The sequence below is a fragment of the Leptotrichia shahii genome, from assembly GCF_008327825.1.
GTDB classification, from domain to species: Bacteria; Fusobacteriota; Fusobacteriia; order Fusobacteriales; family Leptotrichiaceae; genus Leptotrichia; species Leptotrichia shahii.
Window position 1 is genome coordinate 1,267,409 of the sequence record NZ_AP019827.1, and the last position, 21,590, is coordinate 1,288,998.

The 21,590-nt window shown below is 30.3% G+C and carries 20 protein-coding genes and 1 pseudogene; 7 read left to right on the top strand and 14 right to left on the bottom strand.

Translation table 11 applies throughout. From position 1 onward, the window contains the following. Window positions 1-25: 25 nt before the first annotated feature. The 3 genes from dprA to asnS are packed head-to-tail and all read right to left on the bottom strand — an operon-like array spanning window position 26 to window position 3,222. Window positions 26-1,117: a DNA-processing protein DprA gene (gene dprA / locus F1564_RS05895; RefSeq protein WP_018449834.1), complete on the bottom strand. Its 1,092-nt coding sequence runs from the start codon at window positions 1,115-1,117 to the stop codon at window positions 26-28. Window positions 1,118-1,134: 17 nt separating this feature from the next. Then, window positions 1,135-1,815, bottom strand: a complete 681-nt coding sequence (locus F1564_RS05900) for a tetratricopeptide repeat protein (RefSeq protein WP_018449833.1) — start codon at window positions 1,813-1,815, stop codon at window positions 1,135-1,137. A gap of 18 nt (window positions 1,816-1,833) precedes the next feature. Then, entirely contained in the window at window positions 1,834-3,222 is a 1,389-nt protein-coding gene (gene asnS, locus F1564_RS05905) for an asparagine--tRNA ligase (protein ID WP_018449832.1), read from the bottom strand. Window positions 3,223-3,604: 382 nt separating this feature from the next. Here asnS and F1564_RS05910 point away from each other — a divergent pair, with 382 nt between their 5' ends. From F1564_RS05910 to F1564_RS05925, 4 genes are read left to right on the top strand one after another with little or no spacing between them, the layout of a single operon-like run. Beyond that, entirely contained in the window at window positions 3,605-5,257 is a 1,653-nt protein-coding gene (locus tag F1564_RS05910; RefSeq protein ID WP_018449831.1) for an OPT/YSL family transporter, read from the top strand. Window positions 5,258-5,287: 30 nt separating this feature from the next. Next, a complete protein-coding gene (locus F1564_RS05915) occupies window positions 5,288-6,088 on the top strand; it encodes a type III pantothenate kinase (RefSeq protein WP_018449830.1) in 801 nt (266 codons plus the stop codon). 22 nt (window positions 6,089-6,110) lie between these two features. Then, on the top strand, window positions 6,111-6,992 hold the full coding sequence (locus F1564_RS05920) for an esterase/lipase family protein (protein ID WP_018449829.1): 882 nt from the start codon (window positions 6,111-6,113) through the stop codon (window positions 6,990-6,992). Beyond that, complete coding sequence (locus tag F1564_RS05925) at window positions 6,992-7,819, top strand: phospholipase D-like domain-containing protein (RefSeq protein WP_018449828.1); 828 nt, start codon at window positions 6,992-6,994, stop codon at window positions 7,817-7,819. Before F1564_RS05920 ends, F1564_RS05925 begins: the two co-directional genes overlap by 1 nt. Window positions 7,820-8,054: 235 nt before the next feature. On the opposite strand, the gene F1564_RS05930 is transcribed toward F1564_RS05925, so the two are convergent. From F1564_RS05930 to F1564_RS05970, 9 genes and pseudogenes are all read right to left on the bottom strand, one after another. After that, the gene (locus F1564_RS05930; protein ID WP_018449827.1) at window positions 8,055-8,423 is read right to left on the bottom strand and encodes a hypothetical protein; all 369 of its coding nucleotides are present in this window, start codon (window positions 8,421-8,423) and stop codon (window positions 8,055-8,057) included. A gap of 79 nt (window positions 8,424-8,502) precedes the next feature. After that, complete coding sequence (locus F1564_RS05935) at window positions 8,503-9,234, bottom strand: OmpA family protein (protein ID WP_018449826.1); 732 nt, start codon at window positions 9,232-9,234, stop codon at window positions 8,503-8,505. Between the two features lie 57 nt (window positions 9,235-9,291). After that, entirely contained in the window at window positions 9,292-9,567 is a 276-nt protein-coding gene (locus F1564_RS05940; protein WP_018449825.1) for a type II toxin-antitoxin system RelB/DinJ family antitoxin, read from the bottom strand. A gap of 876 nt (window positions 9,568-10,443) precedes the next feature. Further along, window positions 10,444-10,632: a hypothetical protein gene (locus F1564_RS05945; RefSeq protein ID WP_026231185.1), complete on the bottom strand. Its 189-nt coding sequence runs from the start codon at window positions 10,630-10,632 to the stop codon at window positions 10,444-10,446. Next, window positions 10,629-11,042 carry an ISAs1 family transposase gene (locus F1564_RS05950; RefSeq protein ID WP_149201917.1) on the bottom strand — a complete coding sequence of 138 codons (414 nt, stop codon included), beginning with the start codon at window positions 11,040-11,042 and terminating at the stop codon, window positions 10,629-10,631. Before F1564_RS05950 ends, F1564_RS05945 begins: the two co-directional genes overlap by 4 nt. Beyond that, entirely contained in the window at window positions 11,030-11,398 is a 369-nt protein-coding gene (locus tag F1564_RS05955) for a TIGR02328 family protein (protein WP_018449823.1), read from the bottom strand. Before F1564_RS05955 ends, F1564_RS05950 begins: the two co-directional genes overlap by 13 nt. Continuing rightward, window positions 11,382-11,777: a YbgA family protein gene (locus F1564_RS05960; RefSeq protein WP_018449822.1), complete on the bottom strand. Its 396-nt coding sequence runs from the start codon at window positions 11,775-11,777 to the stop codon at window positions 11,382-11,384. The genes F1564_RS05955 and F1564_RS05960 overlap by 17 nt, the downstream gene beginning before the upstream one ends. A 179-nt stretch (window positions 11,778-11,956) precedes the next feature. Further along, the gene (gene pepF / locus F1564_RS05965; RefSeq protein ID WP_018449821.1) at window positions 11,957-13,786 is read right to left on the bottom strand and encodes an oligoendopeptidase F; all 1,830 of its coding nucleotides are present in this window, start codon (window positions 13,784-13,786) and stop codon (window positions 11,957-11,959) included. Between the two features lie 206 nt (window positions 13,787-13,992). Then, a pseudogene (locus F1564_RS05970) lies at window positions 13,993-14,088 on the bottom strand (AAA family ATPase); the annotation flags it as partial. Between the two features lie 168 nt (window positions 14,089-14,256). Here F1564_RS05970 and argH point away from each other — a divergent pair. Together argH and F1564_RS05980 are read left to right on the top strand one after the other, a co-directional pair. Then, a complete protein-coding gene (gene argH, locus F1564_RS05975) occupies window positions 14,257-15,636 on the top strand; it encodes an argininosuccinate lyase (protein WP_018449818.1) in 1,380 nt (459 codons plus the stop codon). Window positions 15,637-15,841: 205 nt separating this feature from the next. Further along, window positions 15,842-16,315, top strand: coding sequence for a GNAT family N-acetyltransferase (locus F1564_RS05980; RefSeq protein ID WP_018449817.1), 474 nt, complete (start codon window positions 15,842-15,844; stop codon window positions 16,313-16,315). Window positions 16,316-16,515: 200 nt separating this feature from the next. On the opposite strand, the gene carB is transcribed toward F1564_RS05980, so the two are convergent. Then, the gene (carB, locus tag F1564_RS05985) at window positions 16,516-19,701 is read right to left on the bottom strand and encodes a carbamoyl-phosphate synthase large subunit (protein ID WP_018449816.1); all 3,186 of its coding nucleotides are present in this window, start codon (window positions 19,699-19,701) and stop codon (window positions 16,516-16,518) included. A 76-nt stretch (window positions 19,702-19,777) separates the two neighbouring features. Continuing rightward, window positions 19,778-20,860 carry a glutamine-hydrolyzing carbamoyl-phosphate synthase small subunit gene (gene carA / locus F1564_RS05990; RefSeq protein WP_018449815.1) on the bottom strand — a complete coding sequence of 361 codons (1,083 nt, stop codon included), beginning with the start codon at window positions 20,858-20,860 and terminating at the stop codon, window positions 19,778-19,780. A gap of 370 nt (window positions 20,861-21,230) precedes the next feature. Here carA and F1564_RS10500 point away from each other — a divergent pair, with 370 nt between their 5' ends. Then, on the top strand, window positions 21,231-21,356 hold the full coding sequence (locus F1564_RS10500; protein WP_018449814.1) for a hypothetical protein: 126 nt from the start codon (window positions 21,231-21,233) through the stop codon (window positions 21,354-21,356). Window positions 21,357-21,590 lie beyond the last annotated feature (234 nt).

Consider the following 21,590-nt stretch of genomic DNA (forward strand, 5'->3'; position numbering starts at 1 on the left):
TTGTTATCTTTTATTATTTTTAAAATTACACTATCCTTATATACTTCGCCCCATTTGTTTCTGTAATCAATCCTTTAATTTTTAAACTCATAATTATCGAAAATAATTTATTTTTCTCAATTTTTCCCTTCACAATTTGTAATATTTGCTCAAAACTTACTTCCTCTGTAATCGTTTCAAATACAGTCTGCTCTTCCTCTGTCAATTTTTGCAATTTACTTTTTTCCTTTTTTATATCCCACAAAAACTCGATTGCAATGTCATTTCCACAAGTTGTTAATTTTGCCTTATTATTTTTAATCAAATCATTACAGCCTTCAAAAGATGGATAATTTATAAATCCTGGAATGGCAAAAATTTCACGATTCATACTGAATCCTAATTCTGCAGTAATTAATGCACCGCCTTTTTTGAAACTTTCAGCCACTAAAATTCCATCTGACATTCCCGCAATAATACGATTTCTTCTTGGAAAAGTCCATCTGGTTGGTTGCGTTCCCAACGGATATTCACTTACAATAGTTCCAGTTTCCGCCATTCTCTCCCACAAATCTCGATTGTCATAAGGATATACAATGTCTAGCCCTGTCCCAACTACCGATATAACTCCTATTCCCTTGTCAAGTGCAGTTTTTAGAGCAACTGTGTCAATTCCTTCTGCAAGTCCGCTAATTAAAGTCACATCATAATTTACAAGTTCATTTACAATTTTCTCACAAGCCATTTTTCCAAATTTTGTAGCCCTTCTTGTACCCACAACTGCTATATTTCGTTTATTTTCTACTGAAATCTTATCCTTGTCAATCTTTATTTTCTCATAATCCTTCAGCTTTTTCCCCTTTAAATATAAAAATACTGGATAATCTTTTATTTCCTTTAGCTTTTTTGGATATTCCTTATCATTTGCACTAATTATTCTTACTCTGTTTCGCTTGTAAAGCTCGATTCTTTCTTTCATATCAATTTTCATTGATTCTTCCAGCTGATGTTTTAATTCATCGTTGAACAATTTAAAATTTTCCTCATAAAATAATTCTTCAAAATCTTGAAAAATCAACATCAACTTTTTTATATGGTTATTTTTCATTCCATATTCCTTTAATCTAAGCCATTCCACAATAATCCCCCCTATTTTTATCTTGAACCAGCTAATATTTCATTTAATATTGTAATTTCCTTTTTTACTTCATCATCGGCATGTGTAGAATTATAATCTCTTAAATATCCCAATGCTTTTGAAAAATCCCCTTTTGATTTGTAGGCAATGCCTATCCCTAATTTTGCTTCAGCCTGATTTTCATCCTGCGATAAAATTCTCGCATAATAATCAATCGATCTGTCATTATTTCCCATAAGCCGAGATCCAATCGCAATTACGTACATCACAGAAATATCAGGATTTTCATCCTTCAATGCCAAATTTACCGCTTTTTCATAAAGTCCATCACGAAAATACAGCTGAGCCATTCTAAATGTCGCCGATGAACTTTTTTTAGCAAGTGTAGCATTTTCATAATTTGTATAGGAATTATACTTTGCCTCTGTAGATATGTCTTCCGTCTGTGTCGCTGGCATTGTCCCAGTATCTTTTTCTTTTGGCTTCAATGACTCATCTTTTGGCGGTTTAAATGCTTTTTTTGTAGTTTCATCAGCTTTAGCTGTTGGCGGCAAAACACTTTCTTCATCATTATTTACAGTTGTTGCATCTCCACCTTCGGTTTCTGTATTTTCAGCAATATAATAATTTCCTTTTACAACTGTTGCAAAAGTGAGAAGGATTGCCACCATCATCATTACTCTTTTTGCTTTTCCCATCTTGTTCCTCCTAAATAATTAGAACTCCAAATTTTTAGTTGTTCTTGGGAACGGAATTACATCTCTAATATTTGTCATTCCTGTAATATACATAAGCATTCTGTCAAATCCAAGCCCAAATCCTGAATGTGGCACGCTTCCATATTTTCTTAAGTCTAAGTACCACCAGTAGTCTTCCTCTTTTAATCCCATTTCCTGAATTTTTCCTAAAAGGACTTCATAGTCATCTTCTCTTTGACTTCCACCTACAATTTCCCCAATTCCTGGTGCCAATAAGTCAACTGCTCTTACAGTTTTCCCATCTTCATTTAATTTCATATAAAATGCCTTTATATCTTTAGGATAATCAGTTACAAATACTGGCTTTTTAAAATGTTTTTCTGCCAGATATCTTTCGTGTTCAGTTTGTAAGTCAATTCCCCATTCCACTTCATATTCAAATTTCTGTTTTGAATTTTTCAAAATTTCAATAGCTTCAGTATAAGTAATTCTATCAAATTTATTGTTTACTAATGTATCAAGCCTATTAAATAAATCCTTATCTACAAATTTATTGAAAAATTCCATTTCTTCCTTAGCATTTTCTCTCACATAATTTACAATATATTTTATCATTTCTTCAATAATATCCATATTTACATCCAAATCAGCAAATGCAATTTCAGGCTCCATCATCCAAAATTCTGCAGCATGTTTTGGAGTATTAGATTTTTCAGCCCTGAATGTAGGTCCAAAAGTATAAGTATTTTTAAATGCTGTTGCAAATGTTTCAACATTTAACTGTCCACTTACTGTAAGATTCGCTTCTTTTCCAAAGAAATCCTGTTTAAAGTCAATGCTTCCATTTTCAGTTTTTGGAACATTATTTATATCAAGCGTTGTAAGTCTGAACATTTCTCCAGCACCTTCCGCATCACTTCCAGTAATTATTGGTGTTTGCACATATACAAAGTTTTTTTCCTGAAAGAATTTATGAATTGCATAAGACAAGATTGAACGCACTCTGAATGTTGCAAAAAAAGCATTAGTTCTTGGACGTAAATGTGCAATTGTTCTCAAAAACTCAAATGTATGTCTTTTATTTTGCAATGGATAATCTGAATCAGCTTTTTGATAAACAGAAATTTTTGTTGCCTTAATTTCATAATCCTGTCCTTTCCCCAATGATTCTACCACAGTTCCTGTAACTTTAACAGAAGTTGAAATTGTAAGTTTAGAAATTTCTTCAAAATTTTCCAACGCTTCATCAAACACAACTTGAATCCCAGTAAAAAAAGTCCCATCATTTAACTCAATAAATCCAAAGTTCTTTTGACTTCTAATTTTTTTTACCCATCCGTTAATTTCGATTTCTTTCCCTAAATACTCTTTTGTATTTGTCTGAAGTTCTCTTAATTCTAATAACATATATTTTCTTCTCCTCTTCCAAAAATTATTTTATTTTTATTCAATTTTTTATTTATACTTATATTTTCACATTATACCACAATTTTTTATATATTTTAATAATAAATTCAAAAATTTATTGTAATTTCCAATAAATCTAATACTAAATCATATTATAAATTAATTATATTTCTAAAATTTCATTGACAAACACCCTCTAAATGAAGTAAAATTTTAATAATAATACTAAGTCCCTTTTGCAAAGATAGTAATTATAGTTTATTTATTTTTTTGACAAGGAGTCTTGAACTCTTGTGTAGTAAAAGTTATAACAAATCTATTATTTTATGGGAAATAGTATAAATATAGTTTCATACAAAAATAAAATTAGGAGGAAACTTAAATGGCAGAAACAAAAAAAATAGTATCAAAGATTGGAAGGAATGAAACAAATATAACTTTTCCAGTGATTTTAACAGGAACTATTGGAGCGGTTCTAGTATCTTCCAGCTCTTTTTACATCGCACTAAAATTTGGAGCATTACCGTGGCCGACTATAATGGTTACGCTCTTATCTATGATGACGTTAAATTTATTTAAAAAGGCAAATAACAAGGAAATTACAATTTCTCATACTATTATGAGTGCTGGGTCAATGGTAGCTGGAGGAGTTGCCTTTACAATGCCTGCTTACATTATTCTAGGTGGAAAATTAATGGATATTAATCAGTATCAGCTGCTTTTAACTATTTTGGGCGGAAGTATTGCAGGAGCATTTTTATCGTACATTTTTCGTACAAAGTTAATTGAAGAAGAAAAACTGGAATTTCCAATTGGAGAAGCTGCCTATAACCTTGTAAATTCAGGAAAAAGTGCAGAAAATATCAGATATGTTGCTTTTGGAACATTATTTAGCTCAATCGTTGCTTTTTTTCGTGATTTTAGCTTTACAAAAGGTAAGGCACCCATTATTCCATCACTACTTTCATTAAAAAATGGTCTTTTCAGTTTTTATGTATCGCCACTTTTAGTTGGAATGGGATATGTACTTGGATTTGTAAATACATTTGTCTGGTTTTTAGGTGGAGCGATTGTCCTTTTTATCGGAGAACCATTTGCAAAAATGTTTAAAATTGCTGATTTTCCCATTATGAAAAATAGTTTTGGAATGGGATTTATGATTGGGATTGGAATTGCTATAGTTTTAAAAATTATTTTTTCAAATAAAATGAAAAAGGATACAGAAAATAAAAGCATTGTAGCGAAATTGCTCATTTTATTGGTTATTTCCATAATTGTTATAACTTTTATTTATAAATTACCAATTTTTCTTTCATTAGTTTTAGTGCTAATTTCAATTTTATGTACAATCATCGCTGGATATTCGACTGGAAAAACTGGAGTCAATCCAATGGAAATTTACGCTATAATTACAATTTTATTAATTTCATTCTTAAATAAAATGCTAAATGGCTTAAATATTGGCGGAATAAAATTTTATACAAATTTAAATACCTTAATATTATTTATGCTAGCCTGCATTATAACAGTTGCTTGCGGACTTGCAGGCGATATTTTAAATGACTTTAAATCAGGATACAAAATGAAAGTAAAACCATCCGAACAACTTTTTGGAGAATTAATTGGTGCAATCGTAAGCTCTTTCGTAATAACATTTTTATTTTTTGTTTTTTTCAAAGTCTACAAAACAATCGGACCTGTTGAAAATACTGAATTAATAGCATTGCAGGCTTCCATCGTAGCAACAGTCATAAACGGAATACCGTTTTTAGGCATCTTCTTTATTGGACTTGCAGCTGGACTAATTCTAAGCCTTTTAAATTTACCAGTTCTAACTTTTGGAATTGGAATTTATGTACCGTTTTATTTGACTTCAACTGTATTCTTAGGTGGTCTTGCAAGTTTTTTTGGTAACAGAATTTCAAAAAAATCCAATTCAAAACTGCTTTTAATATCAAATGGACTAATGAGCGGAGAAGCAATTGTTGGAGTTATTTTATCAGTTATGGCTTATATTGGATTATTTATAAAATAAAAAATATGAAAGGTAAAAAAGGTGAAAATAATGATTTTAGGATTTGACATTGGAAATACACATATTATACCAATCTTTTTTAATAAAAATGGAAATATTTTGGCAACATTCAGAATACCGACACATCTGGAATTTACCGAAGATACTTTTTTTATAATGTTAAATGAATTTGCAAAAAGCAAAAATTTGGAAATTTCAAATATAAAAAATATTATAGTTTCATCGGTTGTTTCAAATATTAATGAAAATTTTACAAGACTTGGGAAAAAATATTTTGACATTGATCCAACTTTTGTAACACTTGAAAATGTGGAAAATAAAATAAAAGAAATAAAAATTTTGCCAAATATGGAACGTGGGCTTGGAGCAGACAGAATTGTCGATATTTTAGCAGCAAAAAAACTTTATCCAGAAAAAGAACTTTTAATAATTGACTTTGGAACAGCCACAACCTTTGATATGATAAAGGATTCCACTTATATGGGCGGATGCATTATGCCAGGAATTGCACTTTCAATAAACGCCCTATTTAGCAATACTGCCGCTTTGCCTAAAATCGAATTTACAGAACCTGAAACTGTTCTGGGAATAAATACAGTTTCTCAAATTAATGCTGGCATCTTTTACGGAAATGTTGGATCAATAAAAGAATTAATTTTGCAATATAAAAAATTTTTCCCCAATGCTTACGTTATCACAACTGGCGGACAAGGGCAAAAAATTTCAGAATACATTGAAGAAATTGATGAATACGTTCCAAAACTTGGAGAAATCGGGATTTTTGAGTTTTATAGACTTAATTTTTTGAGAAAAAATAGTGATGAAATATAATGAAAAGGAATAACCATAAAAAATGAATGAAATAATAAAAGACATATTAATTGGTTCAACAGTCAAAGTAGCTGAAATTGTTGTAGCAAAAAATGTTATAACTAAACTTCTCTATCACAATTATGAAGTTAAAATCTATTATGAAAAAAATGATGAATCTCGGAAAAATCAGGATTTTTTGGTACTTCTTCACGGTATTTATGGAAAAAGTTCAGATATGGAAAGTATTGCTCAAAATTTTAAGAGCAATTACAGGATTATCAATATTCAATATCCTACAACGAAAGAAACTGCTGAGGAAATTTCTGATCTTTATATAAAACCAAATATTGAAAATATTAAAGAGCAGATTTTCTCAGAAAATTTTCATAAAAAAATAGAAAGTCAATATTCTCAAACAGATGAAAATAATAATAAAATAAACAAAAATTTTAATCAAAATGTAAAAATTAATTTTGTGGCACATTCGATGGGAACTGGAATCCTTCGGTATTATTTAAAGGAAAATTCACTTGAAAATCTAGGAAAAGTCGTATTTATTTCTCCGCCATCGCACGGAAGCCATCTAGCAGACGTACCTTTTGTCGACAAACTCCCGTCTATGCTTGGAAAAGTCGTTCCACAATTTAGCACAAAAAAAGACAGTTTTGTAAATCAGCTTGGCGAGCCTGATTACAACTATATGATTTTAATTGGAAATAAGACAAATAATTTGCTGTATTCAATGATAATTCGTGGAAAAGACGATGGAATGGTGCCTCTAAAAACTGCAAAAATGAAATCTGATAATTTCAAAATTATTGAAAATACAACTCACACCAGTATTCTAAAGGACAGACGAACAATGAAGGAAATTTCTGAATTTTTAAAAAATTCAGATCTAAATAAAGAGAAGGAAAAATAATGAAAAAAACTACAACAAAGCGAACAAATAATTCAACAAAAAAAACTGTAAAAACAAAAACTGAAAGAAAAAAAAGCATCCCAAAATTTGAACAATCTTTTTTAGAAGGGATTTCCTGTGACATTTATGTTGGAAAAAAGGCTGGAATTAGTGTTAGAAATGCAATACGGAAAGCTAAAAAATCAATTACGGTAATTTCTCCATTCTTAAGCGGAAATATGATAACTGAAGATGTTTTTGAAGTATTAAATAAAGATGTTCAAGTAAACATTATTTCAAAAGACAATGAAAGAATTTATCCTTTTTTAAAAAAGAATTTATATAGCCAAAATCCTATTTTAGGTTCTGAAAAATGGTTGTTTCTTTTGGGAAAATACATATTAATATTTTTTTATATTATTTTATCTATTGCAGCATTAGAAATTTTTACATCCTTTATTTTTGATGTTTCTTTTACAAAAAATGTACTCCCAATTTCTAAAAATAATTTTTTAGTGCTTACCATTATTTTGGGAATACTGACCTTCTTTTTGAGAAAATTGACAATAAACCACGAATTTTACTATTCAAAACGAGATAATTTCAATGTACATATTCTTGAAAAAAGCTATAATCTTCATAGTAAAATCTATATAATAGACAACAAAATTGCCTTTTTAGGCTCTTTAAATTTTACTACTACAGGTTTTCTTTTTAATCACGAAACTTGTATAAGAACAACTGATAAATCTGTAATCAGACATTTAAATAACGTCTATAAAGATTTAATAAAAAGTTCAAAGCCTATTCCATCAGGAGAATTGAAAAAAAGAATAAATCAAAAATAAGAGCTATCTATACTCGTAATTGAATTTAGATAACTCTTTTTATCTATTCTATGATGTTTGTTTTAAATTTATTCTAATACTAAACCCTATAAATCCGTGTTTTGGGTAAAAAAACTCTCTGTATACTAATCCATTGCTTCTCCAAAAACAAAATTTCCTAAAATAAATATTAATATTAAAATAAATTTTTTCATAATTTAGACTCTACTTCTTAATATCTTCAAAATATTAAAAATTAATCTATCGGAAGAAAATCTCCTTCCCAGTCTATTCCCTGATCTTCTGCATAACTAAAATTATCTGTCGCAAGTTCTCCAGTTATTTTATTCACAGTATAACTAAACAAACGTGGCTCAACACTTGGATCTCCACCACATTTCGCATTATTACTTCGTACATCAATTTCAAATTCTTCAGCTGTTTCATCAACATAAAATCTCATACATTTCGTTCCTTGATTACCACCAAATCTATGCTTAATTATTGAATTTTGCACAAGTCTTAAAGCCTCGTCCTCACTTCTCACAGGTTTAGCATTCAAAAATCCAGCACATACCAAAGAAAAAACTAAAATACCAATCTTTTTATTAAAAATTTTTCTCATCAAAATCACCTTCTCCTTCAACCTTTTTTCAATATTGATTATACCATATCTTTTTGTAAAATCGAAACTTTTTCAAAATTTATTCATCTTTCAATTGATTCAGCAAGTTACTAATATCAATTTTCTTAACTTTCCCATTTTTTAACAAAATTTCAACACGACGATTATTGTATCTTCCCTCTACTGTATCATTCGTATCAATTGGATCTTCAGATCCTTTTCCAATCATTTTAGTAATTTTTATATCTTTTCTCAATCCATTTTGTTTCAGAAATTCTGCCATTTTTTCAGCTCTTGATAAAGATAATTTCTTTTTATTCTTTTCAGTTTCATCAGTATATCCAACAATTTCAAATTCTTCATTTTCAAAAAAGATATTTAACAAATATTCTATTTCTTCTCTAATTTCCTGTTTTTCTGTTTCAGTCACTTCTTCTTTATCAACGGGAAATCCTCTTATTACCATTTTTTCTATTTTTCCATCTTCTTCTACAAATCTAATCGTTGTCCAATTTTCACATATCGCTCTTTCAGGACATAATTTCGGAAGTTTATTTGCTATTTCAAGATTTTTACTAGCAATTTCAGAACCATTTTTTATTGCCAATCTATAATATTCTTTCGCTTTAGGAATATTGCGGGAATTTTCATTTTTTGCATACAAATTTCCTAAATTATTAATTGCTTTTTTATCTCCATTTTTTATTTTTTCTTCCAATATCTCTACTTTTTGAGAAAACTCATCATACGATGTATTTGAAAACAAATTAATTGTCAAAACCAATGTGAAAAATAAAATCATTTTCTTCATAAAAAATCCACTCCTTCATAATACTAAAAACTCAAAACTATATTCAAACAATTTACTTTATACACCAAGTGCCTCTCTCAACTCCTCTATGCTATCATATCCTTTTACACTATCATCTCTTGCAATTCTATCAGCTTCTCTCATTGCTTCTAAAGTTATTTCATTTGGCTCTTCTTCCAATTTCAATTCAAAAGGGATTCTATTTTCTCTAATTGCAGTTTTTAAGAACATATTTACTGCGGTTGTCATTGTCAAGCCAAATTTGTTAAATAATTCGTTCGCTTTTTCTTTTGTTTTTTTATCAACTCTAATACTTAAATTTGCATTTGCCATAACAAATACCTCTTTTTTTCTTCATTGTATCAATTTATAATTACATTGTCAATACAATAAACCAATGTTTTCCTAATTTGAGAACTTAAATATATGATCTTTATAATTTATGTAGAATGTCGTGATTTTTTTGGAATGAAAACGACTAAACACATTTATGTGTTTCTTTTTCGTAGTAATTCAGGTTTATCCAAATAATAAATGTTTTGACTACTTTCCCAAATAAAATTTGGGAATATTTCAAAAAAATTCTTAGACGAGCCAGGGTTAGTGCGTAGCACTTTCGCCATTATCTTTAATATGTCATTAGTTAAATATGTTAAAATAACTATTATTGCGAAATGAAGGGAAATGGCGAATGATTTCCCTTGCTTTAAAACATTAATTATTTAACCAAAATAAAAAGGGCAAGATACATCCTCCCCAAACAAGAATCCTCTGCCCTTCCTATATAAATTCCTAATTTCCTTTACGTTATATGATATTTCAACTTTCACATTCTAATTAGTACCTATTTCCTTCTTTGTCTTCACAATGTACATTCCCATACTGCCTATAACATTCCACTCCTCTTTCATCTCTTCTTTTATTATATTCGCTCCATTCAGTAGGACTGAAAAGTTCACATCCAACAACAGTCATGGCAAGTATAACCAGCATAATTATTTTTTTTCATAAATACACCATCTCCTTTTGTATTGCTCTTTTCCATATCAAATTATCATTCCATTTCATGTATTAACTATTTATGTGTATTTTTTTTATTATACAATATTTTGAGTTTGGGTGCAAGTTATTTTATATTTCCACACAACAAACGCATGAATATTTTAAACTATTTCTTTACATCTATCCATTTTTTTAACAACAGCATTTCTATATATCAAAAAATAATTTTAAATATCTTCTTACATCTAATGATATGATATATCTCTTTATCCTTCTGCTAAATTTCTTTCTGAACGGCAGTTCTTCCAGTATTGAGATTGCTAATTTCCTTAGAATATTTAAATTTCTTGCCACATTTTTGTTCAATGTCCTACTTGCATCTTCTCTGAATGTCATATCCAGTATCCAGTTATAGCTTGTCCTCTTACCGCTCTTACAAATTCTTCTACTCTCCCTGCTATATTCGTTATGTAATATCTTTTCTGTTCCTGGTTTTTTCCATTTTCTTCTATTGTTAAAATTGATGCACCTATCCCTTTTACTTCTTTTCTTTTAATAAGCCATTCTGTTTCTTCAGTATAGTAATATTCCCTCGTTTCCAGCCATCCCCTTTGCTTTTCTGTTTTCCTGCTGTACATTCCTTCTTCCTTTAATTTTTTTCTGAATCCCTTGTCAGCAAAGTAATCTTCTATATCTTCTTTTAAAGTCTTCTGGTTACCTTTTACCTGGAGACAGAAATAGCCCTTCTTCTTTCCTATCTTTTTTATGATTTCTTTCTGGGTTCCTATCGCATCTATAATTCCAATTTAATCCCTTTTTTTCGCAAGTTTTCGATACACTCAACTAAATATTCATTATCATGTTCTTTGTAAATTGGGCTATCTATAATTTTTTCTTCAAGATTATTATAATTTTCTGCTTTCTTTCCCCTATAATTCTTATCTCTCCATTCTTTAGAAACTTTATACCCTCTTTTTTCCATTTCATCCATAACCAATGAATGATAAACAAATAAATAATATGGAGAATATAAGAATACATAATCTACTGTTTTATGTTTCTTTTTCCATCCATTTCCCCTAAGTGCACAACATTCTCTATGTTGACCAAGAAGCTGGTTTTTAGGCAACAGATGAATAATTTGTTCATGCCATAGTCTCATCTTTTTCTCCTGTTAATAAAGTAGATTCTTGTAAATATTTATTTGGATATTTCTTTAGTAAAGTATTGATATATTCAATTACTGATTTCTGATTATTTCTCCCTCCCATATATTCTTCCAGAATGTTAAATAATCCTTGTTTTTCAATCTTCGTTGCCTTTTTTTTGAAATATCCCCATAAATGAAGAATTGCATTACTAAAATCTTTTTTACTTTCTTTTATATCCCTTACTTTTTGTATTCTTTCACTAATAAATACAATATCAATTTCTTTTTCTTTCAAATACTTTCTTATTTCTAAGTACATTTTATGCGATTTGCTTAACACATAATATTTATTTTTTGCCCATAGCTCTTCACATTCTTTTTTTTTATTCATGTGGTTCACATCAGCCTTTCTTTCAAGATATTCAAATCATATATGAGCATTAACTTCATCTATGTTCTCCTTTGAGTTTTTTGTTAGTTAATTTTTTTTATAGCTATTTTTTCTATGTTTGCGAGTATTAAAAATTTAATCTTATCTTCATGCGTTTGTCGTGATATTTCAATATCTTTCTACAACTTCCCAATCTCCACTTCCAATTTATCTAACAGCAAATCAAACTGTTTTGCTACAGCCTCGATTGTTTCAATTTTTGACAAGTCAACTCCTGCTTTTTTAAGCTGTTCCATCGGGAAGTCATTTCCTCCTGAGCTTAATAATTGAATGTATTTGTCTAATGTTTGTTTTTTCTCGCTTTCATCACTTGAATTTATCATTTTTTCATATAAAATCGCTGATGAGGCAAAGCAAGTTGCGTATTGATACACGTAAAATGGCGAGTTGAAAAAGTGTGGAACTCTTGCCCAGAAAATATAGATTAAATCATCTTTTTCAATTATGTCGCCGTAATATTTGTCAAACAAGTCTTCCATAATTTTGCTCAAAACCTCCGCTGTAATCGGCTCTCCAGCTTCTGCCAGCTTGTGTGCCTGATATTCATAATCTGCTAATAATGCCTGAAAATAGAATGTCCCAACAATATTTCCAATTTCCTGCTCCAATAGTGCGATTCTTTCTTTTGGATCATTGGTATTTTCTAGCATATAGTCAAGCAGTAATCTTTCGTTAAATGTGGAAGCCACTTCCGCTACGAAAATTGTGTAGTCTGCCATCGAGAAAGGCTGATTTTCGTCTGAATAAAGAGTGTGCAAAGTATGTCCCAATTCATGTGCCAATGTGAATACGCTATCTAAAGTCTTGTTGTAATTTAAAAGCATATATGGGTGAACTCCGTAAACTCCTGCAGAATATGCTCCTGTTCTTTTCCCTTTCGCCTCAAATACATCCAGCCAGCCTTCTGAAATCGCTTTTTTCATTTTTTCTACGTAATCTTTTCCAAGCGGAGCAACTGAATTTAACACCATTTCCTTCGCATCATCATACTCATATTCCTTATCAAATTCTATTAGGTTAATTGAGCCGTCAAAATTATAATATTTTTTAAGTCCCAAAATTTTCTTTCTCAATTTTAAATATCTTTGCAATGGTTTTGTATTATTTTTTGCCGTATTGACAAGATTTAAGTAAATTTCTTCTGGAATATTGTCACTTTCCAGATGGCTTAACAAAAATGAATCGTAATTGTAGGCTTTCTTTGAAGCAATCCCTTTTTGCAAAATTGAGTTATAAATTGCAGCGATCGTATTTTTTTTCTTTTCATAAATTGTATAAAACGTCTGAAACATCAGTTTTCTGTCTTCCTGATTTCTATTTTTAGACAAAATTTTAGAATAATTGGCAGGCGTTACATCCACTTTTTCTCCAGAATTAAGCGTAACTTGAGGCCATTCCACATCCGTAACCGTAACTTCCGAATAAATGCTTCTCGGTGATGAAAAGAATGAACTGTAGTACGACAGCAGTTTGCTTTCCTTTTCTTCCAGAATATGCTTTTGCAGTCTAAATAAATTTTTCAGTCCAAATCTATAATCATCAAATTCTTTTTTTTCAATCCATTTTTCAATATTCTCACGATTTTCAACAAGTTCCGAATTTACCCAGGACAATTCAGTAGAAATCTCTGCAAACAAAAACTGTACCTTCTGCAAATGCTCCACAGCCTCCTTATCCGATGAGTTCAAATCCCTCGCAAGCTGAGGATACCGATACAATTTATAAGAAATCTTATCCATTTCCTCCTGCTTCTGAAAAAACTCCAATAACTTCCCTTCGTTCCCAAATTGCCCTTTAAATCCAGCCAATTCTTTTTTCAGCTCACTAACTTTCTCAAAATCCTTCTCCCAAGCTGAATAATTTTCATAAATATCAGATAAATTCCATTTGTATTCTTGTCCTACATTATCTCTTTTCAATTCTTTTTTTTCTATCTTGTTTTTTCCCATTTTATTCTTCCTTTCAAAAAATTAAATACAAATATAGTATACCCTTTTTCCAAAAATTTTAAAAGATATTTTCCCAAATTTATTCTTTTTTATTTTTTTATTTATATATTAACCCCTGTCTGATAACCTAATTTTTTTTATTTAAGCTTCAGAATATTTGTTTTATCAAATTCTAACGAACAATTCTAATAGATTCATTCTCTTGTAAATTTTGTCTTATCAAAATAATAGTAATTATTTTCAATAACATCCTTGAAATCAGATATTCCAACTGGTAATTTTACTTTCTTATTACTTCTCATATTTGATTTCCTCCCTTTTTTTCTTTATACAATTATATCATATCTGTATAATAAAACAAAAATTTATGTTTTTTAATTATTCAAATTTATTTTTTATGCTTTTAAATATTCTTCTTTTTTGTTATAATATTAGTAAAAATAACAACTTTGGAAAGGAAAAAATAAAATATGAAAAAAATGTGGGAAGGACGGTTTCATAAGGAAACTAATAAATTATTAGAAAAATTTAATGCGTCTATAACTTTTGATAAAAGAATGTATGAAGAGGATATTACTGGGAGTATTGCACATAGCAGAATGCTTGCTAAGCAAGGGATTATTTCAGAAAACGAGCAAAAGGAAATTGAAAATGGGCTGCTTCAAATAAAAGAAGAGATTCAAAATGGAAAATTTGAATTTAAAATTGAAGATGAAGATATTCACATGTCGATTGAAAAAAGATTGACTCAAATTATTGGGTCTGTGGCTGGAAAACTGCATACTGCTAGAAGCCGTAACGATCAAGTGGCTCTTGACGTGCGTATGTATGTGCGAAAAGAAGCTCATGAAATTTCAAAATTGCTTGTAAAAATGGAAAATGTTCTGTTAGAACTTTCTGAAAAATATAAAAATGTTATTATTCCAGGATACACGCATTTACAAAGAGCTCAGCCTATTTTGTTCTCTCATCATTTGATGGCTTATTTTCAAATGTTTAAAAGAGATATTTCTCGAATTAAAGACTTTTTAGAAAGAAGTGATGAAATGCCGCTTGGAGCAGGAGCTTTGGCTGGAACTACTTTTGACTTAGACAGACATTTTGTTGCAAAGGAGCTTGGATTTTCAAAACCAACTGAAAATAGCTTAGATTCTGTAAGCGACAGAGATTTTATAATTGAACTTGCGATGATTATTTCTGTAATCTCAATGCATTTGTCAAGATTTTCAGAAGAAATTATTATCTGGTGCACATCCGAATTTTCCTTTATAAATCTAGATGATGCCTTTGCAACTGGATCTTCAATTATGCCACAGAAAAAAAATCCTGACATTGCAGAGCTTGTAAGAGGAAAAACAGGTAGAATTTATGGAAATCTTATGGGAATCTTAACTACAATGAAGGCACTTCCGTTAGCCTACAATAAAGATATGCAAGAAGATAAAGAAGGAATTTTTGACTCGATTGACAATATTAAATTATCAATTGAAATTTTTTACTCAATGCTTAACACACTTACAGTAAATAATGAAAAGATTTACGCTTCAATGAAATCTGGTTTTCTAAATGCAACAGATGTAGCCGATTATTTGGCAAAGTATGACGTCCCATTTAGACAAGCCCATAAAATTGTCGGAGAAATTGTATCTTACTGCGAAGATAAAAAAATTGCAATTGACGATATGAAACTTGAAGAATTCCACAAGTTTTCAGATATTTTCAAAGATGACATTCTTTCTGAAATCACAATTGAAAATTGTGTAAATAAAAGAAATTCCTTTGGTGGAACTTCAATAAAAAATGTGGAAATGCAAATTGAAAATGGAAAGAAATTTTTACAAGCTCTTTAGTTAATTTTATACTATTTCCCATTAAAGCAATAGATTTATTATAAATTCTATTTAACATGAGGTCTTGATCCCTTGCCACAAAAAAATAAATAAAATATAATTTCTATTTTTCAAATGGGATTTAGTATTAAATAAAAATTTTAGAAAATTATTCATTTATAGCGAAAAACTTATTTAACAATACATTGAAAGGAAAATTTATACAATGAAGGAAATTAGACCAGCCCAAGAAAAAGACATTCCAAAAATAGAAAATCTGCTAGAACAAATTTTATTAGTTCATCACAAAAACCGCCCAGATATTTTCAAGGCAACTGGTAAAAAATATAATGTACAGGAACTTACACAAATGTTAAATGATCCTAGCAAACCGATATTCGTAGCAACAGATGAAAATGATAGTGTAATTGGCTATGTTTTCTGTGTTTTTAAACAGAAAATAAATCACAGTGTATTAACTGACATAAAAACATTATTTATAGACGACCTTTGTGTTGATGAGGGTACACGTGGTCAAAATATTGGGAAAAAACTTTATAACTTTGCATTGAACTTTGCAAAAATGGAAGGATGTTATAACTTGACATTGGATGCTTGGGCTGATAATGCTGGAGCGGTAAAATTTTATGAAAGATTGGGAATGAAAGTTCAGAAATATGTTTTTGAAGAGATTTTATAATTTTGTTATTGAGAAAATTTAGACAGTACTTTATTTCTTCAATATCAGAATGTCTTAAATTTATGATAAATTTATAAACAAAAAAAATAACAAGAGGACTTAACCTCTTGCTAGATAATAATTTAAAACAAATCTAAGAAAATTAATAATTTTAAAATTATTAATTTTCTTATTTTTTATAATTTTTACTAGAACTAAATCTATATTGAACTTACATTAAATGAAATAGACTCCAGAACTTTTAGTAAAGCATCTGTTGTATCAAGTGAAGTAAGACAAGCGATTTCCTGTTCACTTGCAGCACGTCTAATCTTAAATCCGTCATTTCTGGCAGTTTTCTTTTTAGCCGCTGTATTTATTACCATATCAACAAGTCCTTTATAAATCAGTCCTAGCACATCATGTTCATATATTCCTTCCTCTTCGATTTTTCCAACAGTTTCCACACGTAGACCTTTATCTTCAAAATATTTGGCAGTTCCTTTAGTAGCCATTATATGGTATCCTAAATCAGAAAATCTCTTGGCTAATCCATAAGCCTCCTCTTTGGCAGTTCCACTAATTGTAAATAAGACGCTTCCTTGATCCTTAACTTTTATTCCAGCTGAAACAAGTCCTTTGTAAAGTGATTTTTCAAGGTTTTCATCACTTCCCATAACTTCTCCAGTCGATTTCATTTCAGGCCCTAATGTTGTATCAACGTCTTTTAATTTTTGGAAACTGAATACAGGAACTTTTGTATATACATTTTTACTTTCTTCAATTAATCCAGTTTCATATCCTTTGCTCTTCAATGATTCTCCAAGAATTCCCTTCATTGCGAGATTTGCCATTGGAACTCCTGTGATTTTACTCAAAAATGGAACTGTTCTCGAACTTCTCGGATTTACTTCCAGTACATAAACTTCTCCGTCACTAATTACATATTGAATATTTAAAAGACCAATAATATTAAGCCCTTTTGCAAGTCTAACTGTGTAGTCAATCAATGTACGCTTATGTGCTTCAGAAACATTTTGTGGAGGATAAACGGCAATGGAATCCCCAGAATGAACTCCTGCTCTTTCAATATGCTCCATAATTCCTGGAATTACAACTGTTTCCCCATCGCAAATCGCATCCACTTCGATTTCCTTTCCAACTAAATATCTGTCAGTCAATACTGGATGATCAGGTGATACTTTTACTGCATTTTCCATGTATTGTCTAAGTTCTTCTTCACGATATACGATTTCCATTGCTCTTCCACCTAATACATAAGATGGACGGACTAAAACTGGATAGCCAATTTCTGCCGCATTTTTTACAGCTGTTTCTGTATCAAACGCAGTTTTTCCTAATGGTTGAGGAATATTTAACTTATGTAATAATGCTTCAAATTTATCACGGTTTTCCGCATTATCAATTTCCTCAAGTGATGTTCCCAATATTTTTACACCGTGTTTTGACAATTTTTCAGCCAAGTTAATCGCAGTTTGTCCACCGAATTGAACGACAACCCCTTCTGGATGTTCAAGTTCGATTATCGCCATAACATCTTCTTCTGTAAGCGGCTCAAAGTAAAGCTTATCTGAAATCGAAAAATCTGTAGAAACAGTTTCTGGATTGTTATTTATAATAATTGCCTCGTAACCAGACTCTTTTATAGCCTTTACCGCATGAACTGTCGCATAGTCAAATTCAACTCCTTGTCCAATTCTAATAGGTCCTGAACCAAGCACGACAATTTTTTTCTTGTCTCCTATGACGCTTTCATTTTCCTGCTCATAAGTTGAGTAAAAATAAGGTGTTTCTGACTTAAATTCAGCCGCACAGGTATCAACCATCTTAAATACAGGCTTAATATTGTATTTTTCACGAAGTTTATAAACTTCATCTTCTGTCGTATTCCAACGATGTGCAATAACTTTATCTGAAAATCCATATCTCTTAGCAAAAAGAAGTACATCTGGATTATTCACATTTGCCTTTAATTCCACTTCAATATCAATAATATTTTTCATTTTATCAAGGAAAAACATATCAATTTTTGTCATTTCATGTATCTGCTGCGGAGTAACTCCACGTCTTAACGCTTCTCCAATAAAGAACAGTCTTTCATCTCCAGCCTTATGGATTCTCTTTAAAATATATTCCGAATTAAATTCATCCCCATTTGGAAGCCCTAAATGATGAACTCCATACTCAAGTGAACGAATAGCCTTTAACAAACTTTCCTCATAAGTTCTACCAATTGCCATTACTTCCCCAGTAGCCTTCATCTGTGTTCCTAAATGTCTATCCGCCTTTTCAAATTTATCAAATGGGAATCTTGGTATTTTACTTACAACATAATCAAGTGCAGGCTCAAAGCAGGCATAAGAATTTTTCGTAACAGGATTTATAATTTCGTCAAGCGTAAGTCCGACCGCAATTTTTGCAGCGATTTTTGCAATCGGATAACCTGTCGCCTTTGAAGCAAGAGCCGATGAACGTGATACTCTCGGATTTACCTCAATAATATAATAATTGAATGAATATGGGTCTAATGCCAATTGAACGTTACATCCACCTTCAATCTTCAATGCTCTTATTATTTTTAGTGAAACATCTCTCAACATGTGATATTCCCTGTCTGTCAATGTTTGCGACGGTGCAACTACAATCGAATCTCCAGTATGAATTCCAACTGGATCAATATTTTCCATGTTGCAGACAACAATTGCCGTATCATTGCTGTCACGCATTACTTCATATTCAATTTCCTTATATCCTGCAATTGATTTTTCCAATAAACATTGAGTTACTGGCGAATATCTAAGTCCATTTGTAACAATGTCTTCCAATTCTTCATCATTATGGCAAATTCCACCACCAGTTCCACCCATTGTAAATGCAGGCCTTACAATTACTGGATAACCAATTTTTTCCACAAATCTACGTGCTTCTTCCAAATTATGAATAATATCAGATTCAGGCACAGGTTCTCCCAGCTCATTCATCAAATCTCTAAATAATTCCCTGTCTTCAGCTTGCTTTATAGATTCAAGTTTAGTCCCTAGAAGTTCTACTCCACATTCTCTTAAAACACCAGACTCATGCAATTCCACAGCCAAATTCAGCCCAACTTGCCCTCCAAGAGTCGGAAGCAATGCATCTGGCCGTTCTTTTCTTATAATTTTTGACACAAATTCAACAGTCAACGGCTCAATATAAACTTTATCTGCAATTTCCTTATCTGTCATAATAGTTGCAGGATTGGAATTTACAAGGATAACTTTATATCCTTCTTCACGCAATGAAAGACAAGCCTGTGTCCCCGCATAGTCAAATTCAGCAGCCTGTCCTATAATTATTGGACCTGATCCTATTACTAAAATCGTTTCTATATCTTTTCGTTTAGGCATTTTTCTACATCTCCTTCGATTATTTTTATTCTTTTTGTTTGCTTTTAATTAATGTTAAAAATGTTTTTCAAAACTACTAATCTCGATTTTTTTTCATATTTTCAATAAATATGTCAAATAAATAATTTGGATCGTGTGGTCCTGGTGAAGCTTCTGGGTGATATTGCACTGAAAATACTGGATATTTTTTATGTCTTACACCTTCACAAGTTCTATCATTTACTGCAATATGTGTCAGTTCCAAATCTGTGTCCTTCAACGAATCAATGTCTACTGCAAATCCATGATTTTGGGCTGTAATGTCAACTCTTCCAGTTTGCAAGTTTAATACTGGCTGATTTGCTCCACGATGCCCAAATAATAATTTATATGTTTTTGCTCCACAAGCAAGTGAAATTAGCTGGTGTCCCATACAAATTCCAAAAATCGGAACTTTATCCATCAATTCTCTAAGTGCAGCAATTGTTTCTGGAACATCTGTCGGATCTCCAGGCCCATTACTCAACATTATTCCATCAGGCTTTTGTCTCAAAATTTCTTTAGCAGTTGCATTATGGGGCATTACAACAATATCACAATCCCTTGAATTAAGTTCTCTCATAATTCCTGATTTCATTCCTAAATCAAGCAATACAACCCTCATACCCCTTCCAGATGAAAGAAATGCTTTTTTTGTTGACACTTGTTCAATTTGATTAGTCGGCAACGAATTACTTTTCAAATTTTCTACAACTTCTTGCGGGTTTTTGTCTGCACTTACAATAATTCCCTTAATTGTTCCATGTTCTCTAATTTTTTTTGTCAAGCTACGTGTATCAATTCCTGAAATTCCTGGAATATTCAAATCTTTCAAAACTTCATCCAATGTAAATTCATTTCTAAAATTAGAAGGCTTTCTACATATTTCACGAGTTATAATTCCTTTAATACTTGGATTGATAGTTTCATAATCATCCCTATTTATCCCATAATTTCCAATTAACGGATAAGTAAATGTAATAATCTGCCCATTATACGATGGATCTGAAATAGTCTCCTGATACCCGGTCATTGCAGTATTAAAAACAACTTCTCCTGCCATTTCCACATCTGCTCCAAATCCATATCCCTTATACACACTACCATCTTCCAAGACAAGCTGCTTATCCAATGCATACATAAATACTACCTCCCTAAAATTTTATAATGATTCAATATTATATATTATATATTATATATTTTTTATTTGTTTAATTGTCATTAATATGTCCGACTTGTGATATAAAATTACTTTAAAGTCAAGCTCAAAAGTTATGCTAATATCTCCAATCTCATAATTATACTATATTTTTCAAGTTTTATCAATAATAATAAAAGATTATTTTTTTAATTCTTGAGAAAATAATTTATTTTAAATATTTTTAATTTTTTATAAAGAAAATTTTGCCTTTTTTTAAAATACAGAATACTATTTATAATAAAAATTCGATTAAATTAAAAATTTGTAACTTCTCATCTTTCCTTAATGTTTAAAAGAAGCCTTAGGAAAAATGGAAGAAGAATGGAACAAGGAATTGAATATTATTTACCAAAAAATAATGAAGATTAGTGTAAAATTGACAGAAGAACGAACTATTAAACTTGCAGAAATGTATGATAACCTTATAAGAAAGTAAAAAAAGGGCGTCTTATTAAGTTAAAAGTAATTTTACTAACATAAATATTATATATTTTAAAGAATCAAAGAATACTATTTCTATTGACTTTATAAAAATAATAAAATATATATAACTTATGATTAGAATATATTTTTTACCTTATTAAGACAGTCCCGTCATTACTATATTTTGAATTTATACAATTTTTTAATATTATTCTATTTTTACTATTTCATATAAAAATTTATTTAA

What these genes read in the sequence shown, in the direction of transcription:
- F1564_RS05900 (WP_018449833.1), bottom strand. Translation starts at nt 1,815, where the DNA reads ATGGGAAAAGCAAAAAGAGTAATGATGATGGTGGCAATCCTTCTCACT.
- asnS (WP_018449832.1), bottom strand. Translation starts at nt 3,222, where the DNA reads ATGTTATTAGAATTAAGAGAACTTCAGACAAATACAAAAGAGTATTTA.
- F1564_RS05910 (WP_018449831.1), top strand. Translation starts at nt 3,605, where the DNA reads ATGGCAGAAACAAAAAAAATAGTATCAAAGATTGGAAGGAATGAAACA.
- F1564_RS05915 (WP_018449830.1), top strand. Translation starts at nt 5,288, where the DNA reads ATGATTTTAGGATTTGACATTGGAAATACACATATTATACCAATCTTT.
- F1564_RS05920 (WP_018449829.1), top strand. Translation starts at nt 6,111, where the DNA reads ATGAATGAAATAATAAAAGACATATTAATTGGTTCAACAGTCAAAGTA.
- F1564_RS05925 (WP_018449828.1), top strand. Translation starts at nt 6,992, where the DNA reads ATGAAAAAAACTACAACAAAGCGAACAAATAATTCAACAAAAAAAACT.
- F1564_RS05930 (WP_018449827.1), bottom strand. Translation starts at nt 8,423, where the DNA reads ATGAGAAAAATTTTTAATAAAAAGATTGGTATTTTAGTTTTTTCTTTG.
- F1564_RS05935 (WP_018449826.1), bottom strand. Translation starts at nt 9,234, where the DNA reads ATGAAGAAAATGATTTTATTTTTCACATTGGTTTTGACAATTAATTTG.
- F1564_RS05940 (WP_018449825.1), bottom strand. Translation starts at nt 9,567, where the DNA reads ATGGCAAATGCAAATTTAAGTATTAGAGTTGATAAAAAAACAAAAGAA.
- F1564_RS05945 (WP_026231185.1), bottom strand. Translation starts at nt 10,632, where the DNA reads ATGACATTCAGAGAAGATGCAAGTAGGACATTGAACAAAAATGTGGCA.
- F1564_RS05955 (WP_018449823.1), bottom strand. Translation starts at nt 11,398, where the DNA reads ATGAGACTATGGCATGAACAAATTATTCATCTGTTGCCTAAAAACCAG.
- F1564_RS05960 (WP_018449822.1), bottom strand. Translation starts at nt 11,777, where the DNA reads ATGAATAAAAAAAAAGAATGTGAAGAGCTATGGGCAAAAAATAAATAT.
- pepF (WP_018449821.1), bottom strand. Translation starts at nt 13,786, where the DNA reads ATGGGAAAAAACAAGATAGAAAAAAAAGAATTGAAAAGAGATAATGTA.
- argH (WP_018449818.1), top strand. Translation starts at nt 14,257, where the DNA reads ATGAAAAAAATGTGGGAAGGACGGTTTCATAAGGAAACTAATAAATTA.
- F1564_RS05980 (WP_018449817.1), top strand. Translation starts at nt 15,842, where the DNA reads ATGAAGGAAATTAGACCAGCCCAAGAAAAAGACATTCCAAAAATAGAA.
- carB (WP_018449816.1), bottom strand. Translation starts at nt 19,701, where the DNA reads ATGCCTAAACGAAAAGATATAGAAACGATTTTAGTAATAGGATCAGGT.
- carA (WP_018449815.1), bottom strand. Translation starts at nt 20,860, where the DNA reads ATGTATGCATTGGATAAGCAGCTTGTCTTGGAAGATGGTAGTGTGTAT.
- F1564_RS10500 (WP_018449814.1), top strand. Translation starts at nt 21,231, where the DNA reads ATGGAAGAAGAATGGAACAAGGAATTGAATATTATTTACCAAAAAATA.